Source organism: Variovorax sp. SPNA7 (genome assembly GCF_033807855.1).
Taxonomy (GTDB): domain Bacteria; phylum Pseudomonadota; class Gammaproteobacteria; order Burkholderiales; family Burkholderiaceae_C; genus Variovorax; species Variovorax beijingensis.
This window is the reverse complement of record NZ_CP138513.1, coordinates 816,803-840,625: the sequence shown is the minus strand read 5'-3', so window position 1 is coordinate 840,625 and position 23,823 is coordinate 816,803. Positions and strand designations below refer to the sequence as shown.

The 23,823-nt window shown below is 68.4% G+C and carries 23 protein-coding genes; 1 reads left to right on the top strand and 22 read right to left on the bottom strand.

The genetic code is table 11. The features are described from left to right. Positions 1-51 precede the first annotated feature (51 nt). The 3 genes from RZE77_RS03740 to RZE77_RS03730 form a co-directional block, all read right to left on the bottom strand. Positions 52-750 carry a TetR/AcrR family transcriptional regulator gene (locus RZE77_RS03740; protein WP_319440754.1) on the bottom strand — a complete coding sequence of 233 codons (699 nt, stop codon included), beginning with the start codon at positions 748-750 and terminating at the stop codon, positions 52-54. 212 nt (positions 751-962) lie between these two features. Next, complete coding sequence (locus RZE77_RS03735) at positions 963-2,093, bottom strand: type I restriction endonuclease (RefSeq protein WP_319440753.1); 1,131 nt, start codon at positions 2,091-2,093, stop codon at positions 963-965. A 361-nt stretch (positions 2,094-2,454) separates the two neighbouring features. Continuing rightward, positions 2,455-3,213, bottom strand: a complete 759-nt coding sequence (locus RZE77_RS03730) for an SDR family oxidoreductase (protein ID WP_319440752.1) — start codon at positions 3,211-3,213, stop codon at positions 2,455-2,457. 129 nt (positions 3,214-3,342) lie between these two features. On the opposite strand from RZE77_RS03730, the gene RZE77_RS03725 reads away from it, so the two are divergent. After that, positions 3,343-4,227 carry a LysR family transcriptional regulator gene (locus RZE77_RS03725; RefSeq protein WP_319429499.1) on the top strand — a complete coding sequence of 295 codons (885 nt, stop codon included), beginning with the start codon at positions 3,343-3,345 and terminating at the stop codon, positions 4,225-4,227. Between the two features lie 12 nt (positions 4,228-4,239). On the opposite strand, the gene RZE77_RS03720 is transcribed toward RZE77_RS03725, so the two are convergent. The 19 genes from RZE77_RS03720 to RZE77_RS03630 all read right to left on the bottom strand — a co-directional run bounded on the left by RZE77_RS03720 (position 4,240) and on the right by RZE77_RS03630 (position 23,765). Further along, entirely contained in the window at positions 4,240-5,103 is an 864-nt protein-coding gene (locus tag RZE77_RS03720) for an isocitrate lyase/PEP mutase family protein (protein ID WP_319440751.1), read from the bottom strand. Beyond that, positions 5,100-6,200, bottom strand: a complete 1,101-nt coding sequence (locus tag RZE77_RS03715; protein ID WP_319440750.1) for an FAD-dependent oxidoreductase — start codon at positions 6,198-6,200, stop codon at positions 5,100-5,102. Before RZE77_RS03715 ends, RZE77_RS03720 begins: the two co-directional genes overlap by 4 nt. Beyond that, complete coding sequence (locus tag RZE77_RS03710; RefSeq protein ID WP_319429493.1) at positions 6,197-6,796, bottom strand: cysteine hydrolase family protein; 600 nt, start codon at positions 6,794-6,796, stop codon at positions 6,197-6,199. Before RZE77_RS03710 ends, RZE77_RS03715 begins: the two co-directional genes overlap by 4 nt. Further along, positions 6,793-8,847 carry a hydantoinase/oxoprolinase family protein gene (locus RZE77_RS03705; RefSeq protein ID WP_319440749.1) on the bottom strand — a complete coding sequence of 685 codons (2,055 nt, stop codon included), beginning with the start codon at positions 8,845-8,847 and terminating at the stop codon, positions 6,793-6,795. Before RZE77_RS03705 ends, RZE77_RS03710 begins: the two co-directional genes overlap by 4 nt. Further along, entirely contained in the window at positions 8,844-10,532 is a 1,689-nt protein-coding gene (locus RZE77_RS03700; RefSeq protein WP_319440748.1) for a hydantoinase B/oxoprolinase family protein, read from the bottom strand. The genes RZE77_RS03705 and RZE77_RS03700 overlap by 4 nt, the downstream gene beginning before the upstream one ends. A gap of 2 nt (positions 10,533-10,534) precedes the next feature. Continuing rightward, complete coding sequence (locus tag RZE77_RS03695) at positions 10,535-11,506, bottom strand: tripartite tricarboxylate transporter substrate binding protein (RefSeq protein WP_319440747.1); 972 nt, start codon at positions 11,504-11,506, stop codon at positions 10,535-10,537. A gap of 28 nt (positions 11,507-11,534) precedes the next feature. Further along, complete coding sequence (locus RZE77_RS03690) at positions 11,535-12,869, bottom strand: MmgE/PrpD family protein (RefSeq protein WP_319440746.1); 1,335 nt, start codon at positions 12,867-12,869, stop codon at positions 11,535-11,537. Continuing rightward, positions 12,856-13,371 carry a LeuD/DmdB family oxidoreductase small subunit gene (locus RZE77_RS03685; RefSeq protein WP_319440745.1) on the bottom strand — a complete coding sequence of 172 codons (516 nt, stop codon included), beginning with the start codon at positions 13,369-13,371 and terminating at the stop codon, positions 12,856-12,858. The genes RZE77_RS03690 and RZE77_RS03685 overlap by 14 nt, the downstream gene beginning before the upstream one ends. After that, positions 13,368-14,657: a 3-isopropylmalate dehydratase large subunit gene (locus RZE77_RS03680; RefSeq protein ID WP_319440744.1), complete on the bottom strand. Its 1,290-nt coding sequence runs from the start codon at positions 14,655-14,657 to the stop codon at positions 13,368-13,370. Before RZE77_RS03680 ends, RZE77_RS03685 begins: the two co-directional genes overlap by 4 nt. Then, the gene (locus tag RZE77_RS03675) at positions 14,654-15,610 is read right to left on the bottom strand and encodes a tripartite tricarboxylate transporter substrate binding protein (RefSeq protein WP_319440743.1); all 957 of its coding nucleotides are present in this window, start codon (positions 15,608-15,610) and stop codon (positions 14,654-14,656) included. The genes RZE77_RS03680 and RZE77_RS03675 overlap by 4 nt, the downstream gene beginning before the upstream one ends. 50 nt (positions 15,611-15,660) lie before the next feature. Next, positions 15,661-16,371 (bottom strand): ABC transporter ATP-binding protein, encoded by a 711-nt coding sequence (locus RZE77_RS03670; protein WP_319440742.1) that lies wholly within the window; start codon positions 16,369-16,371, stop codon positions 15,661-15,663. Further along, complete coding sequence (locus RZE77_RS03665; protein WP_319440741.1) at positions 16,368-17,129, bottom strand: ABC transporter ATP-binding protein; 762 nt, start codon at positions 17,127-17,129, stop codon at positions 16,368-16,370. Before RZE77_RS03665 ends, RZE77_RS03670 begins: the two co-directional genes overlap by 4 nt. Beyond that, positions 17,122-18,105, bottom strand: coding sequence for a branched-chain amino acid ABC transporter permease (locus tag RZE77_RS03660; RefSeq protein ID WP_319440740.1), 984 nt, complete (start codon positions 18,103-18,105; stop codon positions 17,122-17,124). Before RZE77_RS03660 ends, RZE77_RS03665 begins: the two co-directional genes overlap by 8 nt. After that, positions 18,102-18,974 (bottom strand): branched-chain amino acid ABC transporter permease, encoded by an 873-nt coding sequence (locus tag RZE77_RS03655; RefSeq protein WP_319440739.1) that lies wholly within the window; start codon positions 18,972-18,974, stop codon positions 18,102-18,104. The genes RZE77_RS03660 and RZE77_RS03655 overlap by 4 nt, the downstream gene beginning before the upstream one ends. Before the next feature lie 292 nt (positions 18,975-19,266). Further along, positions 19,267-20,469: an ABC transporter substrate-binding protein gene (locus RZE77_RS03650; protein ID WP_319440738.1), complete on the bottom strand. Its 1,203-nt coding sequence runs from the start codon at positions 20,467-20,469 to the stop codon at positions 19,267-19,269. A 21-nt stretch (positions 20,470-20,490) separates the two neighbouring features. Further along, positions 20,491-21,276, bottom strand: a complete 786-nt coding sequence (locus RZE77_RS03645) for a GntR family transcriptional regulator (RefSeq protein WP_319440737.1) — start codon at positions 21,274-21,276, stop codon at positions 20,491-20,493. A gap of 134 nt (positions 21,277-21,410) precedes the next feature. Continuing rightward, the gene (locus RZE77_RS03640; protein WP_012745943.1) at positions 21,411-22,259 is read right to left on the bottom strand and encodes a fumarylacetoacetate hydrolase family protein; all 849 of its coding nucleotides are present in this window, start codon (positions 22,257-22,259) and stop codon (positions 21,411-21,413) included. A 28-nt stretch (positions 22,260-22,287) separates the two neighbouring features. Further along, positions 22,288-23,034 (bottom strand): SDR family NAD(P)-dependent oxidoreductase, encoded by a 747-nt coding sequence (locus tag RZE77_RS03635; RefSeq protein WP_319440736.1) that lies wholly within the window; start codon positions 23,032-23,034, stop codon positions 22,288-22,290. Next, a complete protein-coding gene (locus RZE77_RS03630; RefSeq protein ID WP_319440735.1) occupies positions 23,031-23,765 on the bottom strand; it encodes an SDR family oxidoreductase in 735 nt (244 codons plus the stop codon). Before RZE77_RS03630 ends, RZE77_RS03635 begins: the two co-directional genes overlap by 4 nt. Positions 23,766-23,823 lie beyond the last annotated feature (58 nt).

Sequence of the window (23,823 nt, the reverse complement as noted above, 5' to 3'; positions counted from 1 at the left end):
CTCCTGGTCGAAAACTGAAAGGGAAAAAGAAAGAAAGGAAAAAGGGGTCGCTCAGCGCACCGGCTTGAGCCGGCGGGAAGCAGCGGGCCTGGCCGACGCCGCGGCTTCGGCGGGGGGCGCATCGGGCGTGGCGCTGCGCGCAAGGATGTTGTCGAAGCCGACATTCGCGCGGCCGATGGAGCCCGGCACCTGCAGGAAACGCGCCTCGTAGTGCAGCGCGAGGATCAGGCCGTGGATCTCGAAGGCCAGCTGCCGCTCGTCGGCGTCGGCGCGCAGATGGCCTTCGCTCTTGGCCTGCACGATCGCGCGCAGCACGGCCGCCTGCCAGATGCTGACCGACTCCACCAGCGCATCGCGCACCGGGCCGGGACGGTCGTCGAATTCGGAAGCGCCGCTGATGTAGATGCAGCCCGAGTCGATCTCGGCCGAGGTGCGCTTCATCCAGTTGGCGAACATGGCGCGCAGGCGCGGCAGGCCGCGCGGCGCTTCGAGCGCGGGAAAGAACACTTCCTGCTCGAAACGTGCGTGATACTCGCGCACCACGGAAATCTGCAGCTCCTCGCGCGAGCCGAAATGGGCAAAGACGCCCGACTTGCTCATCCTGGTGAGCTCGGCCACCGCGCCGATCGACAGGCCCTCGAGCCCGATCTGCGCCGCCAGCGCCAGCGCGGCGTCGACGATCACGGCCTTGGTCTGCTGGCCCTTCTGGGCAGCGCGGACCGGCTTGGCGGGAACGGCATTGACAGACATCGTGGAAGCTCCGGAATAAAACGAACGGTCGTTCTATTTTGCAGGGGCTTTGCACTTTTGGCTGTCAATGACCTTCCGCGATTGAAGGTTAATGGGGTGCGGGCGGCTGCGGCAGTGCCCGAAGCGGGACTGGGCGCTCTGGCGGCGACCGCCGTAACCTTCGGCACTTAAGTTCGCGGACGCTCTCCGTCACCGCGCCAGTTCGCGGCGGCTCAAGCCAAATTGAGTTTGCTCCCAATTGGCTCTGTGGGTTCTTTGATCGAATTCGGTATGAGGTATGCGTTGATGCTGTCTTTCAGCCGATCGCCGAAATCGAAGAGTTCGTCAACATTGGAAATAGAAATGCGTTCTTCTTCCTTGTTCGCGTCGAACAGCCCGACCACTAGCCTGCTCTCATTGTTGAATCTCAGTCGGCAGATCGGCTTGCGGTTGTTATCGTCAAAGAGGATGGCACAGTAGCTGGCAGCATCACGGATAAACACGCGGTTTGGCTTTACCAACGGGCGAAGGATCGCTCGGATGATCTGGAAGGCCTCCAACTCGATCTCCGACGGAACGAATGGATCGTCCGCTGCCTGCGCCAACGCCAACTCTTCCACCACCAGTCCCACTGGAATCAACGCAGTTTCAGGAGTCATTGCTCCCTTCAGTCGCTCATTGATCTTGTCGCCAACGAGTTGTTGAAAGGCGCGCTTCGTCACTAAGGTGAACTGGTCCTTAACTGCGTTCTTGAAATGCTTGCCAGCCAAGAACTCTGCTGATACGAGCCGCACGAATTCCTCGGGAGGGTTCATCATCCATTCACTCAATGTGTTCTGGATTGCGCGCGTGTACTTGAGGTGGTTTGCTGTGGTGAGGATGCTCTCAAGGTCGAAGATCGCCTTGGCAAATTTCTTCAGCTCTTCAACGTCTTGATCACGAAAATCGAGGATGTTGAACTCGAAGAAGGGCTTCTCGTCCATCTTGTTCGGCTTCTCAAGATCAGTGAAGAAGCGGTACACAACACCGTTGGTGAGAACTCCGAAGCGAGCCTCAGTCACATGAAAGTAGCGGAAGAGCTGGCTGGCATGGTTGATGTTCAGGTCACCACCGCTCTTCTTGCATTCGAAAAGCATGATGGGCTTGCCCTCCTTCAAGATCGCATAGTCAACCTTCTCGCCCTTCTTTGTTCCGACGTCTGCGATCAATTCCGGTGTGACCTCCAAAGGGTCGAAGACGTTGTAGCCGAGGAGTTGGATGAAGGGCATGACCATCGCGTTCTTGGTTGCCTCCTCAGTTTGGAGCAAGTCCTTGGCAACAGCCACTCGAGAAGCAAGCGATCTGACCTGATCAATGAAGTCCAATTTCCTGCTCCTTGATGTGTTGAACTGAGCGTGCACGCGTTGCGCAATGCTTGGGCATTCTCAGCAGAACCGGCTGCCGCTGCAAGATTTTGTTACTTACGTGTTTCGCCGATCGATTTGCACGCAAATTACCAAGGGATTACCCCGGTCTCGCGCATTGTTTGTGGAAGGCGAGGAGAAATCGGTTCGCGACGGCACCCCCTTGTATGAGTGGCTAGCGCTCACGACTTCCTCAAGCCGGCATGCAGTGGGTGTCTGCAAAGGCGTGGCGGAAGCTGATCTATAGAAGGTCAGAACGACGGCGGAGATGGTCGAGTGCCAACGGCTTGCACATCTACATCAGGCCGCCCATTCCCCTAGATCAGAACTCCTGCGACACCGGCCGCAGCACCACCTCGTTGATGTCCACGTCCGCCGGCTGCTCCACGGCATAGACCACCGCGCGCGCCACCGAATCGGCGGGAATCTGGTTGGCCTCGTAGAACGCCTTCACGCCGGCCGCGCTCTCGGCGTCGGTGCTGCCGAACTTCAGCTCCGACTCCACCGCGCCGGGCGAGACGATGGTCACGCGCACGCCGCTGTTGCCCATTTCGACGCGCAGCCCTTCGGAGATGGCGCGCACCGCATGCTTGGTCGCGCTGTAGACGGTGCCGATCGGCGTGAACACCTTGAGCCCCGCGATCGACGCCACGTTGACGATGTGGCCGCTGCCCTGCGCCTGCATGCGCGGCAGCACCGCGGCAATGCCGTAGAGCACGCCCTTGATGTTGACGTCGATGGTGCGGTCCCACTCGTCGACCATGAGCTTGTCGAGTGGCGACAGCGGCATCACGCCTGCGTTGTTGACCAGCACGTCGATGCGGCCGAAGGCCTCGACGGTGGCGGCCGCGAGTTGGTCCAGATCGGAGCGCCTGGCCACGTCGGTGGCCACGGCAATGGCCTCGCCGCCGGCCTCGCGGATCTCGGCGACCACCTTGTCGAGGCGGTCGGTGCGGCGCGCCGCAAGCACCACCTTGGCGCCGCGCGCGGCCAGGTGGCGCGCGGTCGATTCGCCGAGCCCGCTGCTCGCGCCGGTGACGATGGCGACCTTGCCTTTGATGTTGTCTTGAACGGATGTCATGGAAATTCCTTTCGGGGGTGTTGAAGAAGAAGTGCATGCAGTGTGGAAAATCCACGCGTTCCCGTAAATGAAACTCTGGCGACTTCACAATTCCCTAATCTGGAATGCACCGCCTCTTGAAAGCACCCCATGGCCAACCGTCTCGAAGCCCTGCGCGTGTTCTGCACCGCCGCCGCTGCCGCCAACTTCCGCGAGGCCGCCGCGCGCCTGTCCGTCTCGCCGCAGGTCGTGACGCGCGCGGTGCGCGAGCTGGAAGAAGAACTGGGCGAGCCGCTGTTCCACCGCAGCACGCGCGGCGTGCAGCTCACCGACTTCGGCCGGCAGCTCGCCGAGCGCGCCCGCGTGGCGGTGGGCAGCGTCGACGAGCTGTTCCACCAGATCGACCGGCGCACGCTGTCGCAGCATGCGGGCACGGTGCGGGTCACGGCGCCGCATGTGTACGCCCGGCTCATTCCGCAGGCGCTGGCACCGCTGCTGGCGGCGCACCCCGGGCTGGTGCTCGACCTGCGCCTGTCGGAGCAGCATGCCGACGTGGTCGACGAGCAGATCGACATCGGCGTGCGCGTAGGGCCGATGCGCGATGCGCGCTTCGTGGCGCGCGCCGTCGGCAAGATGGCGCTGCATGTGGTGGCGGCGCCGGCGCTCATTGAAAGAGTGGGCCGGCCGCAGGGCCTCGATGCGCTGTCGGCGCTGCCGCTCACCGCGCTGATCGACCGCAGCTCGGGCCGCCCCTGGCCGTGGGCCTTCAGCAGGCGGCGGGTGGTGACGGTGTCCTCGCCCGCCTTCGTGACGGACAGCATCGATGCCGAGTGCGCCGCCGTGCTCGCGGGCGTGGGCTTCGGGCAATTGATCGGGCCGCTGGCGGAACCGTGGCTGCGCACAGGCGCGATGCTGCCCGTGCTGGAGGCCGAGGCGCCCGAGCCTTGGCCGATCCATGTCTACCGCCCGCAGCGTGCGCCGGTGCCAGCGCGCGTGCGGCTGGTGTACGACGAACTGATCCGCGTGCTGCGTTGAAGACACAGCGGGTCAGTCGTACTTCTGGCCGGTGCGCATCAGCTCCGGCGTGCCGATCACCTCGTTGAGCGCATCGAAGTCCAGCATCTGCGGCCGCCACGGCTGCGTGGTGCGGTGCCGGTGCAGGCTCGCGTAGTAGCCCTGCAGCGTGTGCACCACGGCGCGCGCGGTGCCACCCGGAAAGATCGCGATGCGAAAGCCATGGGCCTGCAGCGCGTCGGCGTCCTGGATCGGCGTCTTGCCGCCTTCGACCATGTTGGCGAGCAGCGGCACGCGGTCGCCGAAGCGCTGGCAGGCGGCACCCATCTGCTCGGGCGAGCGCAGCGCCTCGATGAAGAGCGCATCGACGCCGCAGGCGAGGTACGCCTCGGCGCGGTCGAGCGCAGCCTCGAGCCCTTCGACCGCCACCGCATCGGTGCGCGCGAGGATCAGCGTGCCGCTCGAGGTGCGCGCATCGAGCGCGGCCTTGAGCTTGCCGACCATCTCGCGCGCGGGCACCACGGCCTTGCCGTCGAGGTGGCCGCAGCGCTTGGGAAAGGTCTGGTCCTCGATCTGCACCATCGCCGCGCCCGCGCGCTCGAAGCCGCGCACGGTGCGCTGGGTGTTGAGCGCGTTGCCAAAGCCGGTGTCGGCATCGACGATCACGGGCAGGCGCACGCGTTCGGTGATGCGCGCGAGCGTGTCCTCGACCTCGGTGAAGGTGGTGAGGCCGACGTCGGAGCGGCCGAGCCGCGTGTAGGCGATCGATGCGCCCGAGAGGTACAGCGCCTCGAAGCCGGCCTGCTCGGCCACGAGCGCACTGAGCGCGTCGTACACGCCGGGTGCGAGCACGATGTCCTTGCGCGCGAGCCGGGTCTTGAAGGAAGGGTTCGTCATTGGGACGCTTTCGTCGATGGGATCAGTGCGGCAGCCGTGCGCGCCGCGATGTAGCCGCCGGCCACCGCGCTCAGCAGGCCGTTGCCGGAAAGATAGCCCCACACCGCATCACCCGAAACGCCGCCCGCCGCGCCACCGGCGGCAAACAGGTTGGCGAAGGGTGTGCCGCCCGGCTGTGCGAGCACATGCACGGCGGCTTCCGAGTAGCCCTCTGTCTCGTCATGGAAGCGCCGGCCCTCGCGGTTGAGCTGCACGCCGCCTTCCATCATCACGGCCCACGACATCAGCGCACCTTGCGGCGTGACCCACGAGCCATGGCCCTGGTAGCCGCCGAGGTCGCGCAGCCGCGCGCCCAGTGCCTCGCCCCAGAGGATCGCGCTGCCGTCATTGCCGGCGTGGCCGCCGAAGCTGGCTTCGGCCATCTCGGGCAGCAGCGTGCGCACCATTTCCGAATTGCCGCCGAAGCCGTTGCAGGCGAGCAGCAGTGCGTCGCAGCCCAGCGTTTCGCGGCTGCCATCGGGGCGCAGGTAATCGATGCCGATCACGCGGTCTTCAGCGTCGAGCACCAGCGTGTCGACCATCGCCTGGGTCAGCACCGGAATGCCCGCCGCATCGGCGGCTGCCTGCAGCGCCGCCATCAGCGATGCGCCGGTCTTCTGCGGCAACGCGTGCATCCGATGCACGCTGTGGCCCGGATAGAGAAAGCCGTCGAGCAGCATCCACCGCAGCCCATGCCGCTCCTGCAGCGCATCGAGCGCCGGGCCGATGGAAGCCGCATAGGCCTCGACCAGCGCAGGCGCCGCACGGCCGTGGGCCTTGGCCTGGATATCGGCGGCAAAGCGTTCGGCACTGTCGCCCAGAACGCCATGCGCCCGCTGCGCGCGCGTGCCGGGCGCGGGGATGAAGCCCGAGGACAGCGCGGTCGAGCCGCTGGGCAGCGCGTCGCGCTCGAGCACCACGCAGTCCACGCCCGCATCGGACAGCATCAGCGCGGCCGTGAGCCCGCAGGCGCCGCCGCCGACGATGGCCACCGCCACGTGCACATCGACCTCGATCTGCGCCGCGCGGCGGATGAGGCGCGAAGGGTTCGCCGTCATGCGAGCGATGCGATGAAGGCCGCGCAGTCGGTCACCTCGGCCACGTTGCGCATGTCGGCCAGCGAGGTCTGGTGGCGCTCCTCGCCGAAGGCCGCACAGCCGTCGGCCAGCACCAGCGTGCGGTAGTCGCGCATGTGGGCATCGCGCACGGTGCTGGCCACGCCGCCGTTGGTCACGATGCCGCACACGGCCACGGTGTCGATGCCCGCGCGGCGCAGCACCCAGTCGAGCTGGGTGTTGAAGAAGGCCGAATAGGCGACCTTGCTGACCGTCACGTCGACGAGCCCGGCCAGCGCATCGACGTTCGCCTGGCCCCAGCTGCCGGGTGCGAAGTCGCCCTTCTTCAGGTAGGGGCGCAGCGCCTTGAGGTGCGGCGACACCATCGGCTCGCCAGCCGCATCGGGCCACAGCGTGAACTGGCTGGCCACCACGAGGCCGCCCGCGGCCTTGAGCGCGCGCGCCACCCCGGCCACGCGCGCCGGCAGCAGCAGCGCGGGCGGGTTGGCGTCGCCGCCGCGCGCATAGGCGCCCTTGGCGTCGAGAAAATCGTTCTGCAGGTCGATGATGACCAGCGCCGTCTTCGCCGCGGCGCTCATGACAGCCTCACCAGCAGGTTGCCGTGCGCGTCGACCTCGGCGTGGAAGCCGGGTTCGAGCCACACGGTGGTGTCGGCCTGCTCGAGGATCGCAGGCCCTTCGATGCGCGCGGCCACCGGCAGTTCGAGCCGTGCATGGCGCACAGCCTCGTGCCACCGGCCGTGGTGGAACACGCGCTGCGTGCCCAGCGGCGCGGTGCTGCCCTGCCCTTCGGGCGCGAGCACCTTCAGGTCGAACTTGGGCCGCACGCCGATGCGCGCATAGCGCAGGTTCATCACGCGGATGGGGATGCCGTCGAGCACGCGGCCGAAGGCGGCCGTGTAGGCGGCCTCGAACGCGGCGCGGATCGATGCGGCCGTGACCGGCGCCTGGCCCGCATCGGCCAGCACCACGGGCAGCGTGTGCGTCTGGCCCGCATAGAGCATGTCGAGCGCGATCACCTCGCGCACTTCGTCGAAGCGCACGCCCGAGGAGTCGAGGCGCTGCTGGCAGGCCGCCGAGAGTTCGTCGATGCGGCGCTGCAGGTCGGCCACGTCGAGTTCGGCGAGCGGCCTGTTGAGGGTCTGCACCGCGTCGTGCCGCATGTCGGCGATCACGCAGCCGAGGGCCGAGGTCACACCGGGATAGGGCGGCACGATGCCGGTGGCCACGCCCACCTCGCGCATCATCGCGCACACATGCAGCGCGCCGCCGCCGCCGAAGGGCATGTACGCAAAGCGGCGCGGATCGTGCCCGCGCTCGATCGACACGAGGCGGATCGCGCCCGCCATGCGCGCATTGGCCACCGTGAGAATGGCTTCCGCAGCCGCATGCACGTCGAGACCGAGCGGGCGTGCAACGTGCTCTTCGATGGCCTGCCGGGACTTCTCTGCGTCCAACGCCGCCAGCAGCCCGCCGCCGAGCGGCCGGTCGGCGGCGATGCGGCCCAGCAGCACGTTCGCATCGGTCACGGTCGGGCGCATGTTGCCGCGTCCGTAGCACGCCGGCCCCGGCACGCTGCCGGCCGACTCGGGGCCGACCTGCAGCATGCCGCTTGCATCCACGGAAGCGATGGAGCCGCCGCCGGCGCCGATGGTCTCGATCTGGATCATCGGCGAGCGGATCACCATGCCGAACTCGATGGCGGTCTGCGCCGCCAGCGCGGCCTCGCCGTTGGCCACCAGCGACACGTCGAACGAGGTGCCGCCCATGTCGCCGGTGATCGCGTTCGGAAAACCCGCCGCGCGTGCAATGGCCGCGCAGGCGATCACGCCGGCCGCGGGGCCCGAGAGCGCGGTGCGCACCGGCAGGTCGCTCGCGGTCCGGCGCGACATCACGCCGCCGTTGCTCTGCACCACCAGCAGCTCGCCCGCGAAGCCCTGCGCGCGCAGGTCGGCTTCGAGGCGGCCGAGGTAGCTGCCGACCACCGGCTGCAGTGCCGCATTGAGCGTGGCGGTCGAGCAGCGTTCGAATTCTCGGATCTCGGGCAGCACCTCGCTGGCCGAGGTGACGTGCGGGTTGGGCCAGAGTTCGCGCACGGCCGCCACGGCGAGCCGTTCGTTTTCGGGGTTGGCGTAGGTGTTGATGAAGAACACGCACACCGCTTCGCAGCCCGCTTCGAGCAGCGAGCGCGCCTCGGCGCGCACCTGGTCCAGGTCGACCGGCGTGTGCAGCGTGCCGTCGGCCAGCACGCGCTCGTCGACTTCGCGGCGCAGGTCGCGCGGCACCACGGGCACGAAGCTGCCGCGCAGGCCCCAGGTCTGGGGCCGGTCGCGGCGGCGCATTTCGAGCACGTCGCGGAAACCGCGCGTGGTGATGATGCCGGTGCGCGCCACCTTGCGTTCGAGCAGCGCGTTGGTGCCGACGGTGGTGCCGTGCACGATGGTGGCGATGGCCGCGGCCGAATCGGCCACGCGCGCCACGCCGTTCATGAAGCCGCGCGCTTCCTCGCCGCGCGTGGAGGGCACCTTGACGATGCGCGCGCTGCCGTTGGCCTCGTCGAGCACGAACAGGTCGGTGAAGGTGCCACCGACGTCGACGCCGACGACAAGGGATTTGCTTGTGGAGCTCATTCGGATGCTTTCTGCTTGCTGCCGGTAGCGGCCGTGACGTAGCCCATCGCGGCATCGGCTTCGCGCTGCGAAGCGGGGCGCTCGCCGGCCCGGCCCCAGCCGCCGCCGCCGGGCGTTTCGAGCCGCACGCGCTCGCCGCGCGCGAGCTGGATGCCGCGCATCTTCGACACCATGGGCGGCGTGTGCCACTCGCCCCCGTTCTCGTAGCGGAACACGTTGAGGGCGCCCGGGCCGCCACCCGCGATGCCCTTGGGCGGCGAAGTGCCGCGCTCGCCGAAGACGAACACCTCGGCGTCCTTCTCGAGCAGTTCGATCTCGTAGACGGCGCCCAGGCCGCCGCGGTGCCGGCCGTCGCCGCCCGAGTCGGCGCGCAGGGACCATTCGGTGAAGCGCACGGGGTATGCGGCCTCGAGGATTTCGAGCGGCGGAATCGTCGCGGTCGAGATCGGTGCGTTGCCGTGCGAGAGGCCGTCGCCGCCCGAATGGCCGCCGTGCCCGCCGCCGAAGAAGCTGAACATCACCCAGCGCTGGCCTTCGCGGCCCTTGTCGCTGCGGTGGCCCGCGATCGACAGCGCATTGATGGTGCCGTAGGCCTGCGCCGCGGCGCGCGTGGGGTCGGCCTGCGCGGCGGCGCTGAAAATCACGTCGATCATGCGCAGGATGGTCTCGGTGTAGCCGCCCACCGGGCGCGGGCGCTCGGCGCTGATCACCAGCTTGTCGGGAATCACGAAGTCGACCGCGTCGAGCACGCCGGCGTTCGCGGGCACGTCGGGGAACAGGTGCTTGAGCGCGACGTAGCAGGCCGCGACCGCCGTGGCGCGCGAGATGTTCACCGGGCCCGCGCATTGCGGCGAGGTGCGCGAGAAGTCGAGCGAGAGCCGGTCGCCGGCCACCGTCATGTCGAGCGCGATAGTGAGCGGCTGGTTGACGATGCCGTCGTTGTCGAGCACGTCCTCGAAGCTGTAGCGGCCGTCGGGCAGCGAGGCGATGTGCGCGCGCATGAGGCGCAGCGCGCGGCCGCGCAGCTCGCCGAGCGCATTCAGCACCAGGCCGTCGCCGTATTCGTCGAGCAGGCCGTGCAGGCGCTTGGCGCCGAGCTCCAGCGCGGCGAGCTGGCCGTTGAGGTCACCCCAGAGGCTGTCGGGCAGGCGCGTGTTGGCCTGCAGGATGGCGAGCACGTCGGCATCGAGCACGCCGCCCTGCATGATGCGCACCGGCGGAATCTGCACCGCCTCCTGCCAGCACTCGGTGGCGGCGGGGTTGTAGTTTCCGGGCACCGCGCCGCCCACGTCGTGCCAGTGCGCGGCCGACGCCATGTAGCAATACAGCTTGCCGTTGCGGAAGAAGGGCTTCACCAGCTTGAAGTCGTTGGCGTGCGTGCCGCCGTCGTAGGCGTCGTTGCTGATCCAGATGTCGCCGTCCTTCATGCCGCCGCGCGGCGCGGCCGCCTTGGCGGTGGCGCGCACCGCGAAGGCCATGGCGCCCACGAACACCGGCAGGCCCGACTTGCCCTGCACCAGCGTGTCGCCTGTGGCGGCGTCGTACAGGCCGTGGCAGGCGTCGTGCGCCTCGGCAATGATGGGATTGAACGCGCTGCGGTAGAGCGTGGCGTCCATCTCGTCGGCCACCTGTTCGAGGCGGCCGCGCAGCACGGCGAGCGTGACGGGGTCGAGGGTGTCGTTCATGTTCAGTCCACTTTCGCGCCACTGGTCTTGACGACCTTGGCCCATTTTTCGATCTCGCGCTTCACGTGCGCGGTGAATTCCGCCTGGGTGGAGCCCACGGGCTCGGCGCCCAGCGCCGTGAGCTTCTCGCGCACCTCGGGCAGCTTCAGGATGCGCTGCACCTCGGCCGAGAGCTTGTCCACCACGGGCTGCGGCGTGCCCTTGGGCGCGAACAGCCCCGACCATGCGTCGGCGTAGAAGCCCGGGTAGGTCTCTGCGATGGTCGGCAGCTCGGGCAGCGATGGTGCGCGGCGCAGGCTGGTGAGCGCAATGGCGCGCAGCTTGCCGGCCTTGACGTGCGGCAGCGCCGAGGGCAGGCCGTCGACCATCATCTGCACCTGGCCCGCAAGCAGGTCGGACACGGCCGGCGCGCTGCCCTTGTAGGGCACGTGCGCGATGTCGACGCCGGCCTCGGACTTGAGCATTTCCATGCCCAGGTGCGCGGCCGTGCCGTTGCCGAGCGAGGCGTAGTTGAGCTTGCCGGGCTCCTTCTTCGCGAGCGCCACGAGCTCGGCCAGGTTCTTCGCGGGCACCGAAGGATGCACCACCAGCACGTTGGGCACCACCGCCACCTGGCTGATGGCGACGAAGTCGGCCACGGGGTCGTAGGGCATCCTGCTGTAGAGCGAGGTGTTGATCGCATGCGAGCCGGTCACGCCCATCACCAGCGTGTAGCCGTCGGGCGGCGCCTTGGCGACGAGGTCGGAGCCGACGTTGCCGCCCGCGCCCGCACGGTTGTCGACCACCACCGGCTGGCCCCAGTGCTCGCCCATCTTCACGGCGACCAGCCGGGCCGCCGCATCGGTGGCGCCACCCGGGGGGAACGGCACGACGATGCGGATCGGCTTGTCCGGAAAGCTGCCCGCCTGTGCGGCGGCGGCGAGCGGCAGGCAGGCGAGGAGCAGTGTGCTCGCAAGATGGCGCAGGAGTTTCATGGTGGTGGGCCTGTGAGGAACGAAGGATTCAGGCGGCAAGCTGCTGCCACAGCGCGCGAAGGCTGGTGCCGGCGGGCGCGTCCAGCACGCCGTCGCAGAAGCGCGCGGCCTGCGGGGCCGGCACGCTGTGCGCGGCGTAGTGCGCGAACTTGGCGGCGAGCGCCGTGCGGTCGAGCGGATGGGCGGCATCGCCCGCGATGGTGCCCACGGTCTGCGCGAGCGTGCCGCCCGCGTGCGACACCTGGAGCGCGGCGCCGCGCTGCTTGCGCGCCGTCAGGCCGGCATCGGTTTCGAGCACGACCAGGGCTTCGAGCCGCCGCAGCTCGGCGTCGTCGAAGCGCGGCGCGGCATAAACCGAGGGATCGACATCGCCGAAGCGCAGCATCGCCGCGACGCCGAAAGACAGGCTGAACTGCGCCTGGATCGGCGTGCGCGGCGCGCGGTTGCCGCAGTAGACGATCGCTTCTTCGTATATCTTGAGCACGATGCCCTGGATGCCGGTGGTGTCCTGGGCCAGCTGCTCGCGGATCTGGCGCGCGGCGGTGGCGCCGTAGTGCACGTGGCGCACGGCCGCGAAAGGCTTGAGGTAGGCATCGCGCAGCAGCAGGGTCGCCGCGTCGGGCAGCGGCTGCGCGGTCGCGGCCGAGTGCGTGTGCGCGTAGTGAGCCAGCGCACCGTCCGGCGCGTCGATGCCCGCTGCGCTGGCAAAGGCCGCCTGCAGCCCCAGCGATGCACTGTGGCCGAGGTAGGTGTTGCGCGCGGTGCGGCCCTGCTGCACCGGCAGGTAGAGGCTGGTCGCGAGCTGGCAGGCCGCGATGTCGATGGCCTGCACGATGCCCGCCGGGGGCAGCGCGAGCAGCCGCGCCACGCCGGCCGCCGCGCCCAGCGCGGGCCAGTTCGCATCGACATGCATGCCGGGCCGGATACGCAGCCAGGCGCCGCAGCGCGCGCCGACCTCGTAGCCGAGCACGAAGGCATCGATGAACTCGCCAAGGCTGGCATCGCGCCGCAGTGCGAGCGGCAGCAGCGCCGCCACCAGCGGCACGCCGGGCCGGCCGTGCGCGAGCGCATGGCCCTCGCAGGCCTCGTCCCAGGTCGCGGCCATGGCCAGCACCTGCGCGGCGGCTTGCACCGCCATCGGAGCGCCGCCGGGAAAGCAAAAGTCGCCGGGCTCGCAGGCCGCAAGCGCGGCTTCGAGGCGCTGCACCTCGCTCGCATGCCGGCCCGCGAACGCGCAGCCGACCGTGTCGGCCAACAGGCGCCGCGCCTGCAAGGCGGCCTCGGCGGTGGCCGGCTGCGCCGCGTGCAGCGCCACCGTGGCCTGCAGAATGGCGCGTTGCGGATCGTGTTCAGCGCCCTGCATCGGCTTCTTTCTTGGCGGCCATGCGCCGGCGCAGCAGTTGCAGCAGGCCGCCGGCATCGACCATGTCCATCAGGAAACCCGGCACGGGCTCGCAGGCGAGCATGCGCGCATCGGCGGTGCGCACTGCGGGCGTGCGGGTGTCGAGCGCGATGCGTTCGCCGTCCTGCAGCGACTCGGCTTCGACGCAGGTCAGAAGCAGCAGGCCCACGTTGAAGGCATTGCGGAAATACAGGCCGCTGTACGAAGGCGCGATCACCGCGGCCACGCCCAGCTGCACGAGCACGGCGGCCGCCTGCTCGCGCGACGAGCCGATGCCGAAGTTCGGCCCGGCCACGATCACGTCACCGGGGCGCACGTCGCGCGCGAAATCGGGGCGGATGGCTTCGAGGCAATGCTTCGCGATGAGGTCGATGCCGTGCTTCATCGCATGGCCGGGCGCGAGCGCATCGGTGTCGATGTCGGCGCCCAGGCGCCACACCCGGTGCAGGGTTTCCGCAGTCATGCGAGCACCTCGCGCGGGTCGATCACGCAGCCGCGCAGTGCGGCCGCCGCCACCGTGTAGGGCGAGCCCAGGTACACCTGCGCGGTCGGCGAACCCATGCGGCCCTTGAAGTTGCGTGCCGTGGTCGAGATCACCGTGATGCCGTCACCCATCGGATCGCCGTAGCCCGAGCAGGCGCCGCAGGCGGTCGGGAACAGTTCGGCGCCGGCATCCATCAGCACCTGCAGCACGCCCTCTTCGCGCGCCCGCTCCTGGTCGTGCAGGCTGGCCGGCGCCACGATCAGGCGGATGCCCGCCGCCACCTTGTGGCCGCGCAGCACCTGGGCCGCGGCGCGCAGGTCGTCGAGCTTGGCGCCGGTGCAGGCGCCGATGTAGGCCACGTCGACATGCGTGCCCAGGTACCGGCTCACGCCGTGCGCGTTGGCCGGGCTGTGCGGCGCGGCGATGTAGGGCTCGAGCGCGGCGGCATCGAAGCGGTGGTGCGTGAGCGCGGCGCCTTCGTCGGTGAACCACGGCGCCATGTCGACCGGCGGGGCGCCGGCTTGTGCGAGGAATGCGGCGGTGGTGGCATCGGGCGCGATCAGGCCGGCCTGCGCACCCAGCTCGGCGCTCATGTTGGAGAGCGTCATGCGCTCCTGCATCGACAGCGCGGCCACGGCCGGGCCCGCGAACTCCACCGCCTGGTAGCGCCCGCCGTTCATGCCGAAGCGGCCGATCATGTGCAGCATCATGTCCTTGGCGGTCACGCCGGCGGGCAGCGCGCCGTCCCACCACATGCGGATGGTCTCGGGCACGCGCAGCCAGATCTCGCCGGTGACCATCACGCCCAGCATTTCGGTGCTGCCGATGCCGAACATGTAGGCGCCGAATGCGCCGCCCGTGGGCGAATGCGAATCGCCGCCCACACACAGCATGCCGGGGCGGATGTGGCCGTGCTGCGGCACCACCACGTGGCAGATGCCCTGGCTGTCGTACACGTGCGGCAGCTGCTGGTCGCGCGCCCAGTCGCGCGCAATGCGCACGATGCGGCGCGAGTCATCGTCGCGCTCGGGAACGTAGTGGTCCATCACGAGCACCACGCGGGAGCGGTCCCAGATCTGCGCACCGAGCTCCTCGAGCATCGGCTGCAGCCGGCGCGGACCGGAGGAGTCGTGGAACATGGCCATGTCGACACCGCAGGTCACGATCTCGCCCACCGCCACCTGCGCGCGGCCGCTGGCGCGCGCGATGAGCTTCTGCGCCAGCGTCTGTTGGGCCGGCGCGCGGTCTGGAGCGTTGGAGGTCATTCCGGCTTGGCTCCCGAGAACTTGACGACCTTGGCCCAGCGCGTGATCTCGCTCTGCACGAAGGCGGCGAACTGTTCGGACGAGTTGCCCACCGGTATCGCGCCTTCGGTTTCGAGGCGCTGGCGCAGGTCGGCCTGCTGCAGCGCATGGCGTGCGGCGTCGCCGACCTGCTTCACGCGATCCGCCGGCATGCGGGCCGGGCCGAAGAGGCCGAACCATGCGCTCGACTCGTAGCCCGGCAGCGCTTCGGCAATGGCGGGCACGTCGGGAAAGGCCGGCAAACGCCTGGCCGTGGTCACGCCCAGCGCCCTGAGCTTGCCGGCCTGGATGTGCGCCTTGACGTTGCCCACGGCCGCGAACATCAGCTGCACCTGGCCCGCGAGCACGTCCTGCACGGCGGGCGAGGTGCCCTTGTAGGGGATGTTCACGATGTCGACGCCCGACTGCATCTTGAAGGCCTCGCCCGCCATGTGCAGCGACGAGCCCACCGCGCCGATCGCGAAGTTGAGCTGGCCCGGCTTCGCCTTGGCGAGTGCGATGAGTTCGCGCACGTCCTTCGCGGGCACCGATGGATGCGCGACGAGGATCGAGGGCGACGTCGCCACGCAGGTGAGCGCGGTGAAGTCCTTCACCGGGTCGAAAGGCAGCGCCGGATAGAGCGTTGCATTGATCGCATGGCTGGTGAAGCTCATCAGCAGCGTGTTGCCGTCGGGTGCAGCCTTGGCCACGGCATCGGCCGCGATGTTGCCGCCCGCGCCGGGCCGGTTCTCGACGATCACGGTGCGGCCGAGCGCCGGGCCCATGCTGACGGCCAGCGAACGGGCCAGCGTGTCGGTCGAGCCGCCCGCGGGCGCGCCGACGAGGATGCGTACCGGCGCATTGCCGATCTGCGCGAAGGCGCTGCCGGCAAATGCGGCGGCCAGTGGAAGAAGAAGGGTGTCGCGTCTCTTCATGTGTCTTGTCTCCGAGGAAATCGGGGGTATCTCAATGTGATGTGCGGGCTTCAGAGCCCCAGGTAGGCGCGCCGCAGTTCGTCGCTGCCGAGCAGTTCGCCGGGCAGGCCCGAAAAACGCACGCTGCCGTTCTCCAGCACGTAGGCGCGGTCCGCAATCTCGAGCGACTGGCCCACGTTCTGCTCCACCAGCAGCACCGCGAGGCCGCCGTCGCGCAGTTCACGGATCAGCGTGAACATCTCCTCCACCAGCCGCGGCGAAAGCCCGAGCGAGGGCTCGTCGAGGATCAGCAGCACGGGCTCGGCCATGAGCCCGCGCGCGATGGCCAGCATCTGCTGCTCGCCGCCGCTCATGGTGCCGGCGTGCTGCGCCATGCGCTCGCGCAGCCGCGGGAAGATGTGGAACATCTTCTCGACGTTGCCCGCGCGGCGCTCGCGCGCTCGCGTGAAGGAGCCGAGTTCCAGGTTCTCCAGCACGCTGAGGTTGGGAAACACCTTGCGGCCCTCGGGCACCTGGATCAGGCCGGCCTTGACCACGTCGCGGTAGTGCGCGCCGCTCAGGTCCTTGCCGTCGAAGCGCACCTTGCCGCTCCAGGCGGGGCACAGGCCGCAGACCATCTTGTTGAGGGTGGACTTGCCCGCGCCATTGCTGCCGAGCAGCGCGACCATTTCACCGGCGTTCACCTGCAGGTCGACGCCGCGCAGCACCTCGACGCGGCCGTAGCCGCCGCGCAGCCCTTGAATGTCCAGCAACGCGGTCATTCGGCAGCTCCCGATGCCGCCTTGCGCAGCCGCGCCGCGGTGCCATGGCCCAGGTAGGCTTCGACGACCTTGTCGTCGGAGGTCACTTGCGCCGGGCTGCCCTCGGCAATCAGCTGGCCCTGCGCCAGCACCCACACATGCTCGGCCAGGTGCATCACGGCCTGCATCACGTGCTCGATCATCAGCACCGTGACGCCGCTGTCGGCAATGCCGCGCACCACCGGCATCATCTCTGCGATCTCCTGCGGGTTGAGGCCGGCGAGCACTTCGTCGAGCAGCAGCAGCCGCGGGCGCGTGGCCAGCGCGCGCGCCAGTTCGAGCCGCTTGCGGCCGGCCACCGTGAGGTCCGAAGCGGCCTTGTCGAGCTGCGGCGCAAGGCCCACGCGCAGCGCGATGGCCTCGGCATGCGCCAGCGCTTCGCGGCGGCCGCGCAGGTGCAGGTGCGCACCGACCGCGATGTTCTCGCGCACCGTCTGCGCCGCAAAGGGCTTGACGATCTGGAAGGTGCGCGTCATGCCGAGCAGCGCATTGCGGTGCGGCTCGCGGCCCGTGATGTCCTGGCCCGCGAAGCGCACGGTGCCGCTGTCGGGCTTGAGGAAGCCCGACATCAGCGCGAACAGCGTGGTCTTGCCGGCGCCGTTGGGGCCGATCAGCGCGCTCAGGCTGCCCTCCTTCACCGACAGGCTGACGTCCTGCACGGCCTTCAGTCCGCCGAAGGAACGCGAGAGCCCGCCCACGGCCAGCAGCGCCTCAGTCATGGCGGCCTCCCTTCTTCGCATTCCACAGCTGCCGCACCGACAGCCCCAGTCCCGCGACGCCGCGCGGCAGGAAGATCACGATCACGACCAGCACCGTGCCGTAGATCACCATGTTGATGCCCGGCAGCTCGCCGAACAGGTTGCGCGTGAGGTCCGACAGCAGGTGCAGCACGACCGCGCCCAGCACCGGCCCCCACAGCGTGCCCATGCCGCCCACGATGGCCGCCACCAGGGCTTCGACCGACACCGCCGGGCCGTAGGCGATGCCGGCGTCGATGTACTGGAACACCTGCACGTAGAAAGCGCCGGCCGCACCCATGAAGGCGGCCGAGATGCCGATGGCCGCGAGCTTGACGCGAAACGGGTTCACGCCCACGGCGCGCGCCGCATCCTCGTTGTCGCGCACGGCCTGCAGGTAGGCGCCGAAGCGGCCGTTGCGCAGCCACCAGGTGACGAGCAGCGCCAGCACCACCATGGCCAGCACCAGCCACAGGTAGCCGGCGCGCGAGGCGAACTGCAGGTTGGTCACCGATTCACGCAGCGGCACCATCAGGCCCACGCCGCCGCCCGTGAAATTCACCGACAGCGCGAGGATGCGGAACACCTCCGCGAAGGCCAGCGTGACGAGCGCGAAGTAGGAGCCCTTGAGGCCATAGCGGAAGCTCAGCGCGCCGACGAAGAACCCGACCAGCGCGGCGCCGGCCACCGCCAGCGGCAGCGCGGCCCAGGCGTTGATGCCGCCCTGCAGCTGCGCGATGGCCTGGATGTAGGCCCCGGTACCGAAGAACAGCGCATGCCCGAACGAGAACTGCCCGCCGAAGCCGCCGAGGATGTTCCAGGCCTGCGCGATGAGCGTGGCGTAGAGCGCCATCATCACGAAGTTCAGCGTCACGCCCGACTTGGTGGCGAGCGGCACGCAGCCGACCAGCACCGCGAAGAGCGCGATGCCCGCGAGTTGTCTGTGCGCGCCGCTCATGCCTTGGCTCCGAACATGCCCTGGGGACGGAACAGCACCACCCCGATGAAGATCGCGAAGATGCCGATCTGCCCGAGCGATTCGCCCAGGTACAGCCCGCCGAGCGACTCGACCACGCCGACCAGGAGACCGCCGATGAGCGCGCCGACGAAGCTGCCCATGCCGCCGAGCACCACGATGGTGAAGGCCACGAGCACGAAGCCGCCGCCCACCTGCGGGTTGACGTAATAGGCCGGCAGCAAAAAACAGGCGGCCGCGCCGAGGCAGGCCAGGCCGATGCCGAAGCTCATGGCATAGACATGGTCGACGTCGATGCCCATGAGCTTGGCGCCTTCCTTTTCCTTGGCGACGGCGCGGATGGCGCGGCCGAGGTCGGTGCGGCCCATGATCCAGAACAGGATGCCGGAGACGGCGAGCGCCCCCGCGAAGGCCACGAGCTTGGGCACGGCGATCATCGCGGGGCCGATGGCGACGGTGCTGAGCGAATAGGCGGTGTCGATGCTGCGCGTGTCCGACTTGAAGAACAGCAGCGCGAGGTTCTCCATGACGATGGCAATGCCGAGCGTGGCGAGCAGGATGTTCTCGTCCTTGCCGTGGCCGGCGCGATTGATGACGCTGCGCTGCAGCGCATAGCCGAGCGCGAACATGCCGGCCACCGCGATCGGCAGCGCCATGTACGGGTCGATGCCCCAGCGCTCCTTGAGGAAGTACACCGCGTAGAGGGCCAGCATCAGGCTCGCGCCGTGGGCGAAGTTGATGATGTGGAGCACGCCGTAGATCAAGGTGAGACCCAGCGCAATCAGGGCATAGACGGCGCCTGTCGTGAGGCCGTTCAGGATCGAGGGGAAGAGGATGCTTAGATCGAACATTTGCTTTGTGCGCTTTTTGGGGGCCGCCCGGTATGCGGTGCGGGCCGTGCGACCCCACTGCGCCGGCCCTTCGGGCTGCCCTGCGGTGCTCGCGTTTCGCGGGGTCTCGCAGAACTCGCTGCGCTCAGACAGCTGCGAGCCCTGATCCGCGAAACGCTGCGCTCCTCGGCGGCGCAGAGGGGTTCGCCCGGCCCGCACCGCATACCGGGCTCCAGGGTCGAACAAGCGCGGCCGGAATATGAGGGAAGCAGCAGCCGCCCGTCACCGCCCCCGACGCTCAAACACAAGAAGTTCATGCCCTGAGCGGAAACACAGGCTCCACCTCGCGGTAGTCGCGCGGAATGATCACCTTGATGTCGTTCTTCACCACCTGCGTCATCAACGGCTGCGCGCCCTCGTTCTGTCCGTTGACGAACTTCGTCGGGCCGTACGGCATGATGTGGTTCGAGAAGGTGCTCTTCTCCAGCGCATCGACGATGGCCGCGCGTTCGGCCGACTTCGCGCGCTCCAGCGCATCGGCCAGCAGCCACATCGCGGTGTAGGTCATGAAGACCTCGTAGCTGAAGAACTGGCCCTTGGCCTCCACGCGCTTGCGCAGCTCCTGCGAGCGCTTGTCCTTCGGGTTGAACCAGTGGTTGCAGTCGATGATGCCGTTGGCTGCGTCCGGAAACTCCTTCACGAACTTGTAGCTCGATGCGGCGCCGCCCAGCACCGAGAAGATCGCCTTGGGCACCACCTTCTGCTGCTGCATGGTGCGCACCAGCAGCGCGTACTCGTTGTAGTAGTTGGCCGGGATCACGATGTCGGGGTTGATCGATTTCATGCGCAGCACGATGTTGTTGAAGTCGCGCGTGGGGTTGGCGTGCTTCACCACCTCCTTCACCTCGAGGCCGTAGCCCGGCAGCTCGCGCGAGAGCAGCTGCGCGGTGCCGGCGCCGAACAGCGACTCCTCGTGAATGATCATCACGGTCTTGGCCGGGTTGCCCGCGGCCTTGTTGAGCACCAGCAGGTTGGCCATGGCCACCTCGGTCGACTTCTTGTAGCCGGGGCCGAAGCGGAAGGTGTTCTTCAGGCCGCGCTCCACGATCTGGTCGGCCACGCCCACGTCGACCACGTGCGGCAGGTTGTACTTGGCCGCCGCCTGCGTGGTCGCCAGGCAGATGGCCGAGGCGTAGGCGCCCACGATGGCGGACACGCCGGCTTCGTTCATCTTCTCGACCTCGGCCGCGCCGGCCTGCGGCTGCGATTGCGCGTCGCCCAGCAGGGCCTCGAGCTTCGCACCGCCGAGCGCCTTGATGCCGCCGGCGGCGTTGATGTCTTCGATGGCCATCAGCGCGCCGAGGCGGCACTGCTGGCCCGAATAGGCCAGCGCCCCGGTGACCGGATGCAGCACGCCGACCTTGACGGTCTTGGGCTGCGCGCCGGCCACGAGCGGGAAGGCGACGGCGGTCGCCAGGGCGGCGGACTGCGACACGAAACTGCGGCGGTTCTGCATGGGGCTTTCCTTTTCTTCTCTTCAGTTGAACTTGGCTGACACGTCCTTGCTGACCCACACCTTCGCGTCAATGCCGCCCACGCGGGAGAGCTGCATTTCGTAGGTGTAGCGGTCGGGGCGGTAGAGGCCGTGCAGCCACTGCACGGGCCGCTCGTCCTCGTCGTAGATCAGGCGGCGCACCGCGAGCAGGGCCGAGCCGACCGACACGTCGAGGTGCTGCGCGATCAGGCTGTCGGCCAGCCGCGCAGAGATGGTCTGGTGCGCGCGCCCCACCTTGACGCCCGACTCCTCGAGCAGCACGAGGATCGGCTTCTTCGACAGCTCGCGGCGGCCGAAGCGGCGCGCGATCGTGTCGGGCACGTAGGTGGTGATGTGCGAGAGCGGGCCCTCCTTGGTGGAGCGCACGCGCACCGCCTTCTGCACCGGATCGCCCAGCTTCAGCTGCAGCGCCTCGGCCACCTGGGTGGAGGCCGTGATGGTGGCCACCTCGATCACCTTCACCGAGGTGTGCAGGCCCATCGTCACCAGGTTCTCGAGCAGGCCGCGCAGATTGGCGCGCTCCATGCTGTTGCCGCTGCCGTTCGCTTCGCCCGCGGGCCCGGGCGGCAGCGCGCGCGTGCGGCGCCCCGGGTTGCGCGCGATCAGGCCTTCGGAGGACAGCTGCTCGAGTGCGCGCCGCACCGTGACGCGCGCCACGTTGAACTGCGCCATGAGCGCAAGCTCGCCGGGCAGCCCCTCCGCGAAACGGCCTTCGTGCAGCTGCTCACGCAGGACCAGGTAGATCTGGTGGTACTTCGGCAAAGGCATTTGCGACATGCCTTTGATGTTTTTGCAGTTTCAATGTTCTGTCAATGGGACATTTAAAACCGCGAGTGCACAAACAAGAACGGCGCGCCGGGCCAATGCCCGACACGCCGTTTCCTGGCTGCTCGCCTGTTGGCTTACAGCTTGAACGGAACCACTTCCTGGCGCTGGTCGCCCAGGCCTTCGATGCCCAGCGTCATCACGTCGCCCTTTTTCAGATAGAGCGGCGGCTTCATGCCCAGGCCCACGCCGGGCGGCGTGCCGGTGGTGATGACGTCGCCGGGCAGGAGCGTCATGAACTGGCTCAGGTAGCTCACGATCTTGGCGATGCTGAAGATCATCGTCTTGGTGCTGCCGGTCTGCATGCGCTTGCCGTTGAGGTCGAGCCACATCGACAGCTTCTGCGGGTTGGGCACTTCGTCGCGCGTCACGAGCCAAGGGCCGATCGGGCCGAAGGTGTCGCAGCCCTTGCCCTTGTCCCAGGTGCCGCCGCGCTCGATCTGGAACTCGCGCTCGCTCACGTCGTTGATGGTGCAGTAGCCGGCCACGAAGTTGAGCGCATCCTTCTGCGAGACGTAGCGCGCGCGCGTGCCGATGACCACGCCGAGCTCGACTTCCCAGTCGCTCTTGACCGAGTTCTTGGGCAGCATGACCGGATCGTTCGGGCCCTGGATGCAGCTGGTGGCCTTCATGAAGACCACCGGCTCCTTCGGAATCGGCAGGCCGGACTCGGCCGCGTGGTCGGCGTAGTTCAGGCCGATGGCAATGAACTTGCCGACGTTGGCCACCGGGCTGCCGAAGCGCGGCTTGCCCTTGACCAGCGGCAGCTTGTCGACCTTCTGCTTGCGCAGCTTGGCAAGCGCGGCGTCGCCGAGCTGCTCGGGCCCGATGTCCTTGACCAGCGCGCTCAGGTCGCGCAGTTGGCCGTTGTCATCGATGAGGCCGGGCTTTTCCTTGCCGGGGTTGCCATAGCGAACGAGTTTCATGTGGTCCTTTCTTGGGGAGACTGATTGATCAATAAGTGGAGCGGCCGCCGGACAGGTCGAACACGGCGCCGGTGGAAAACGAGCAATCCTCGGTGCAGAGCCAGCCGACCATCGCGGCCACCTCTTCCACCGTGCCGAAGCGGCCCATGGGAATCTTCGAGAGCATGAACGCGATGTGCTCCGGTGTCATCTGGTCGAAGATGGCGGTCTTCACCGCCGCGGGCGTCACGCAGTTGACGCGGATGCCGGTATCGGCCAGCTCCTTGCCCAGCGACTTGGTAAGCGCGATGACGGCGGCCTTGCTCGCACTGTAGGCGCTGGCGTTCGGGTTGCCCTCCTTGCCGGCCACCGAGGCGATGTTGACGATGCGGCCGGAGCCCTGCGTACGCATCTGCGCCACCACTTCGCGGCAGCACAGGAACACGCCGTTGATGTTGACCTCCATCACCTGGCGCCAATCGTCCACCGGGTAGTCCCAGAGCTTCGTGTTGGGGCCGGTGATGCCGGCGCTGTTGACCAGCGCATCGATGCGCGGCGCATGCGCGAGCGTGGCCGCCACGGCGGCGGCGACGGAAGGCTGCTGCGCCACGTCGACTTTCACCGCGAAGGCCTTGGGGCCCAGCGCCGCTGCGGCCTTGGTGGCCGCGGCCTCGTCGCGGTCCCAGAGCGTGACGCTGCCGCCTGATGCGACCAGCCGCTCGGCGATGCCGTAGCCCAGCCCCGCCGCGCCGCCGGTCACCACTGCGTGGCGGCCCGCGAAGTCGAGCTGGTTCATATGGTGATGCCGCCGTCCACCGTGAAGGCCTGGCCGGTGGCGAACACCGATTCGTCGCTCGCCAGGAACACCACCACGGGCGCGATTTCCTCGGCTTGCGCGAGGCGTCCCATGGGTTGGCGCGCGATGAAGGCCTTGCGCGCCGCTTCGGGATCCTCGTTGGCATTGATGCGCTCGCCGAGCGAGGGCGTGTCGACCGTGCCCGGGCACACCGCATTGCAGCGGATGCCGCGCGACACGAAGTCCGCCGCCACGCTCTTGGTCAGGCCCAGCACCGCGGCCTTGGTGGTGCCGTAGACGAAGCGGTTGGGCAAGCCCTTCATGCTGGAGCACACGCTCGCCATGTTGATGATGCTGCCGCGTCCCGCGGCCAGCATGCCGGGCAGCGCGGCCTGGATGGTCCAGAACTGCGCGCGCACGTTGAGGGCGAAGGCGAATTCGAGGTCCTTGTCGGTGGCTTCGAGCGCGGTGCCGTTGTGCACCACGCCGGCGCAGTTGAACAGCACGTCGAGCGCGGGAAGACTCTTGAAGAAGGCGCCGATCGCGTCCTTGTCGAGCACGTCGAGCCTGGCCGTGCGCACGTTGGCGACGCCCGCGTAGCGCTCGAGCAGCTTCTCGTTCACGTCGGTCGCCCACACCTGCGCGCCTTCGGCGGCCATGGCGAGCACGCTCGCGTGGCCGATGCCTTGTCCGGCCGCCGTCACGAGCACGGTCTTGCCCTTGAGTCTCATGCATGTCTCCTTGGAAAGTGGTGCACCGGCCGTTCAGCGTTCAGGGTTTGGCCCGATG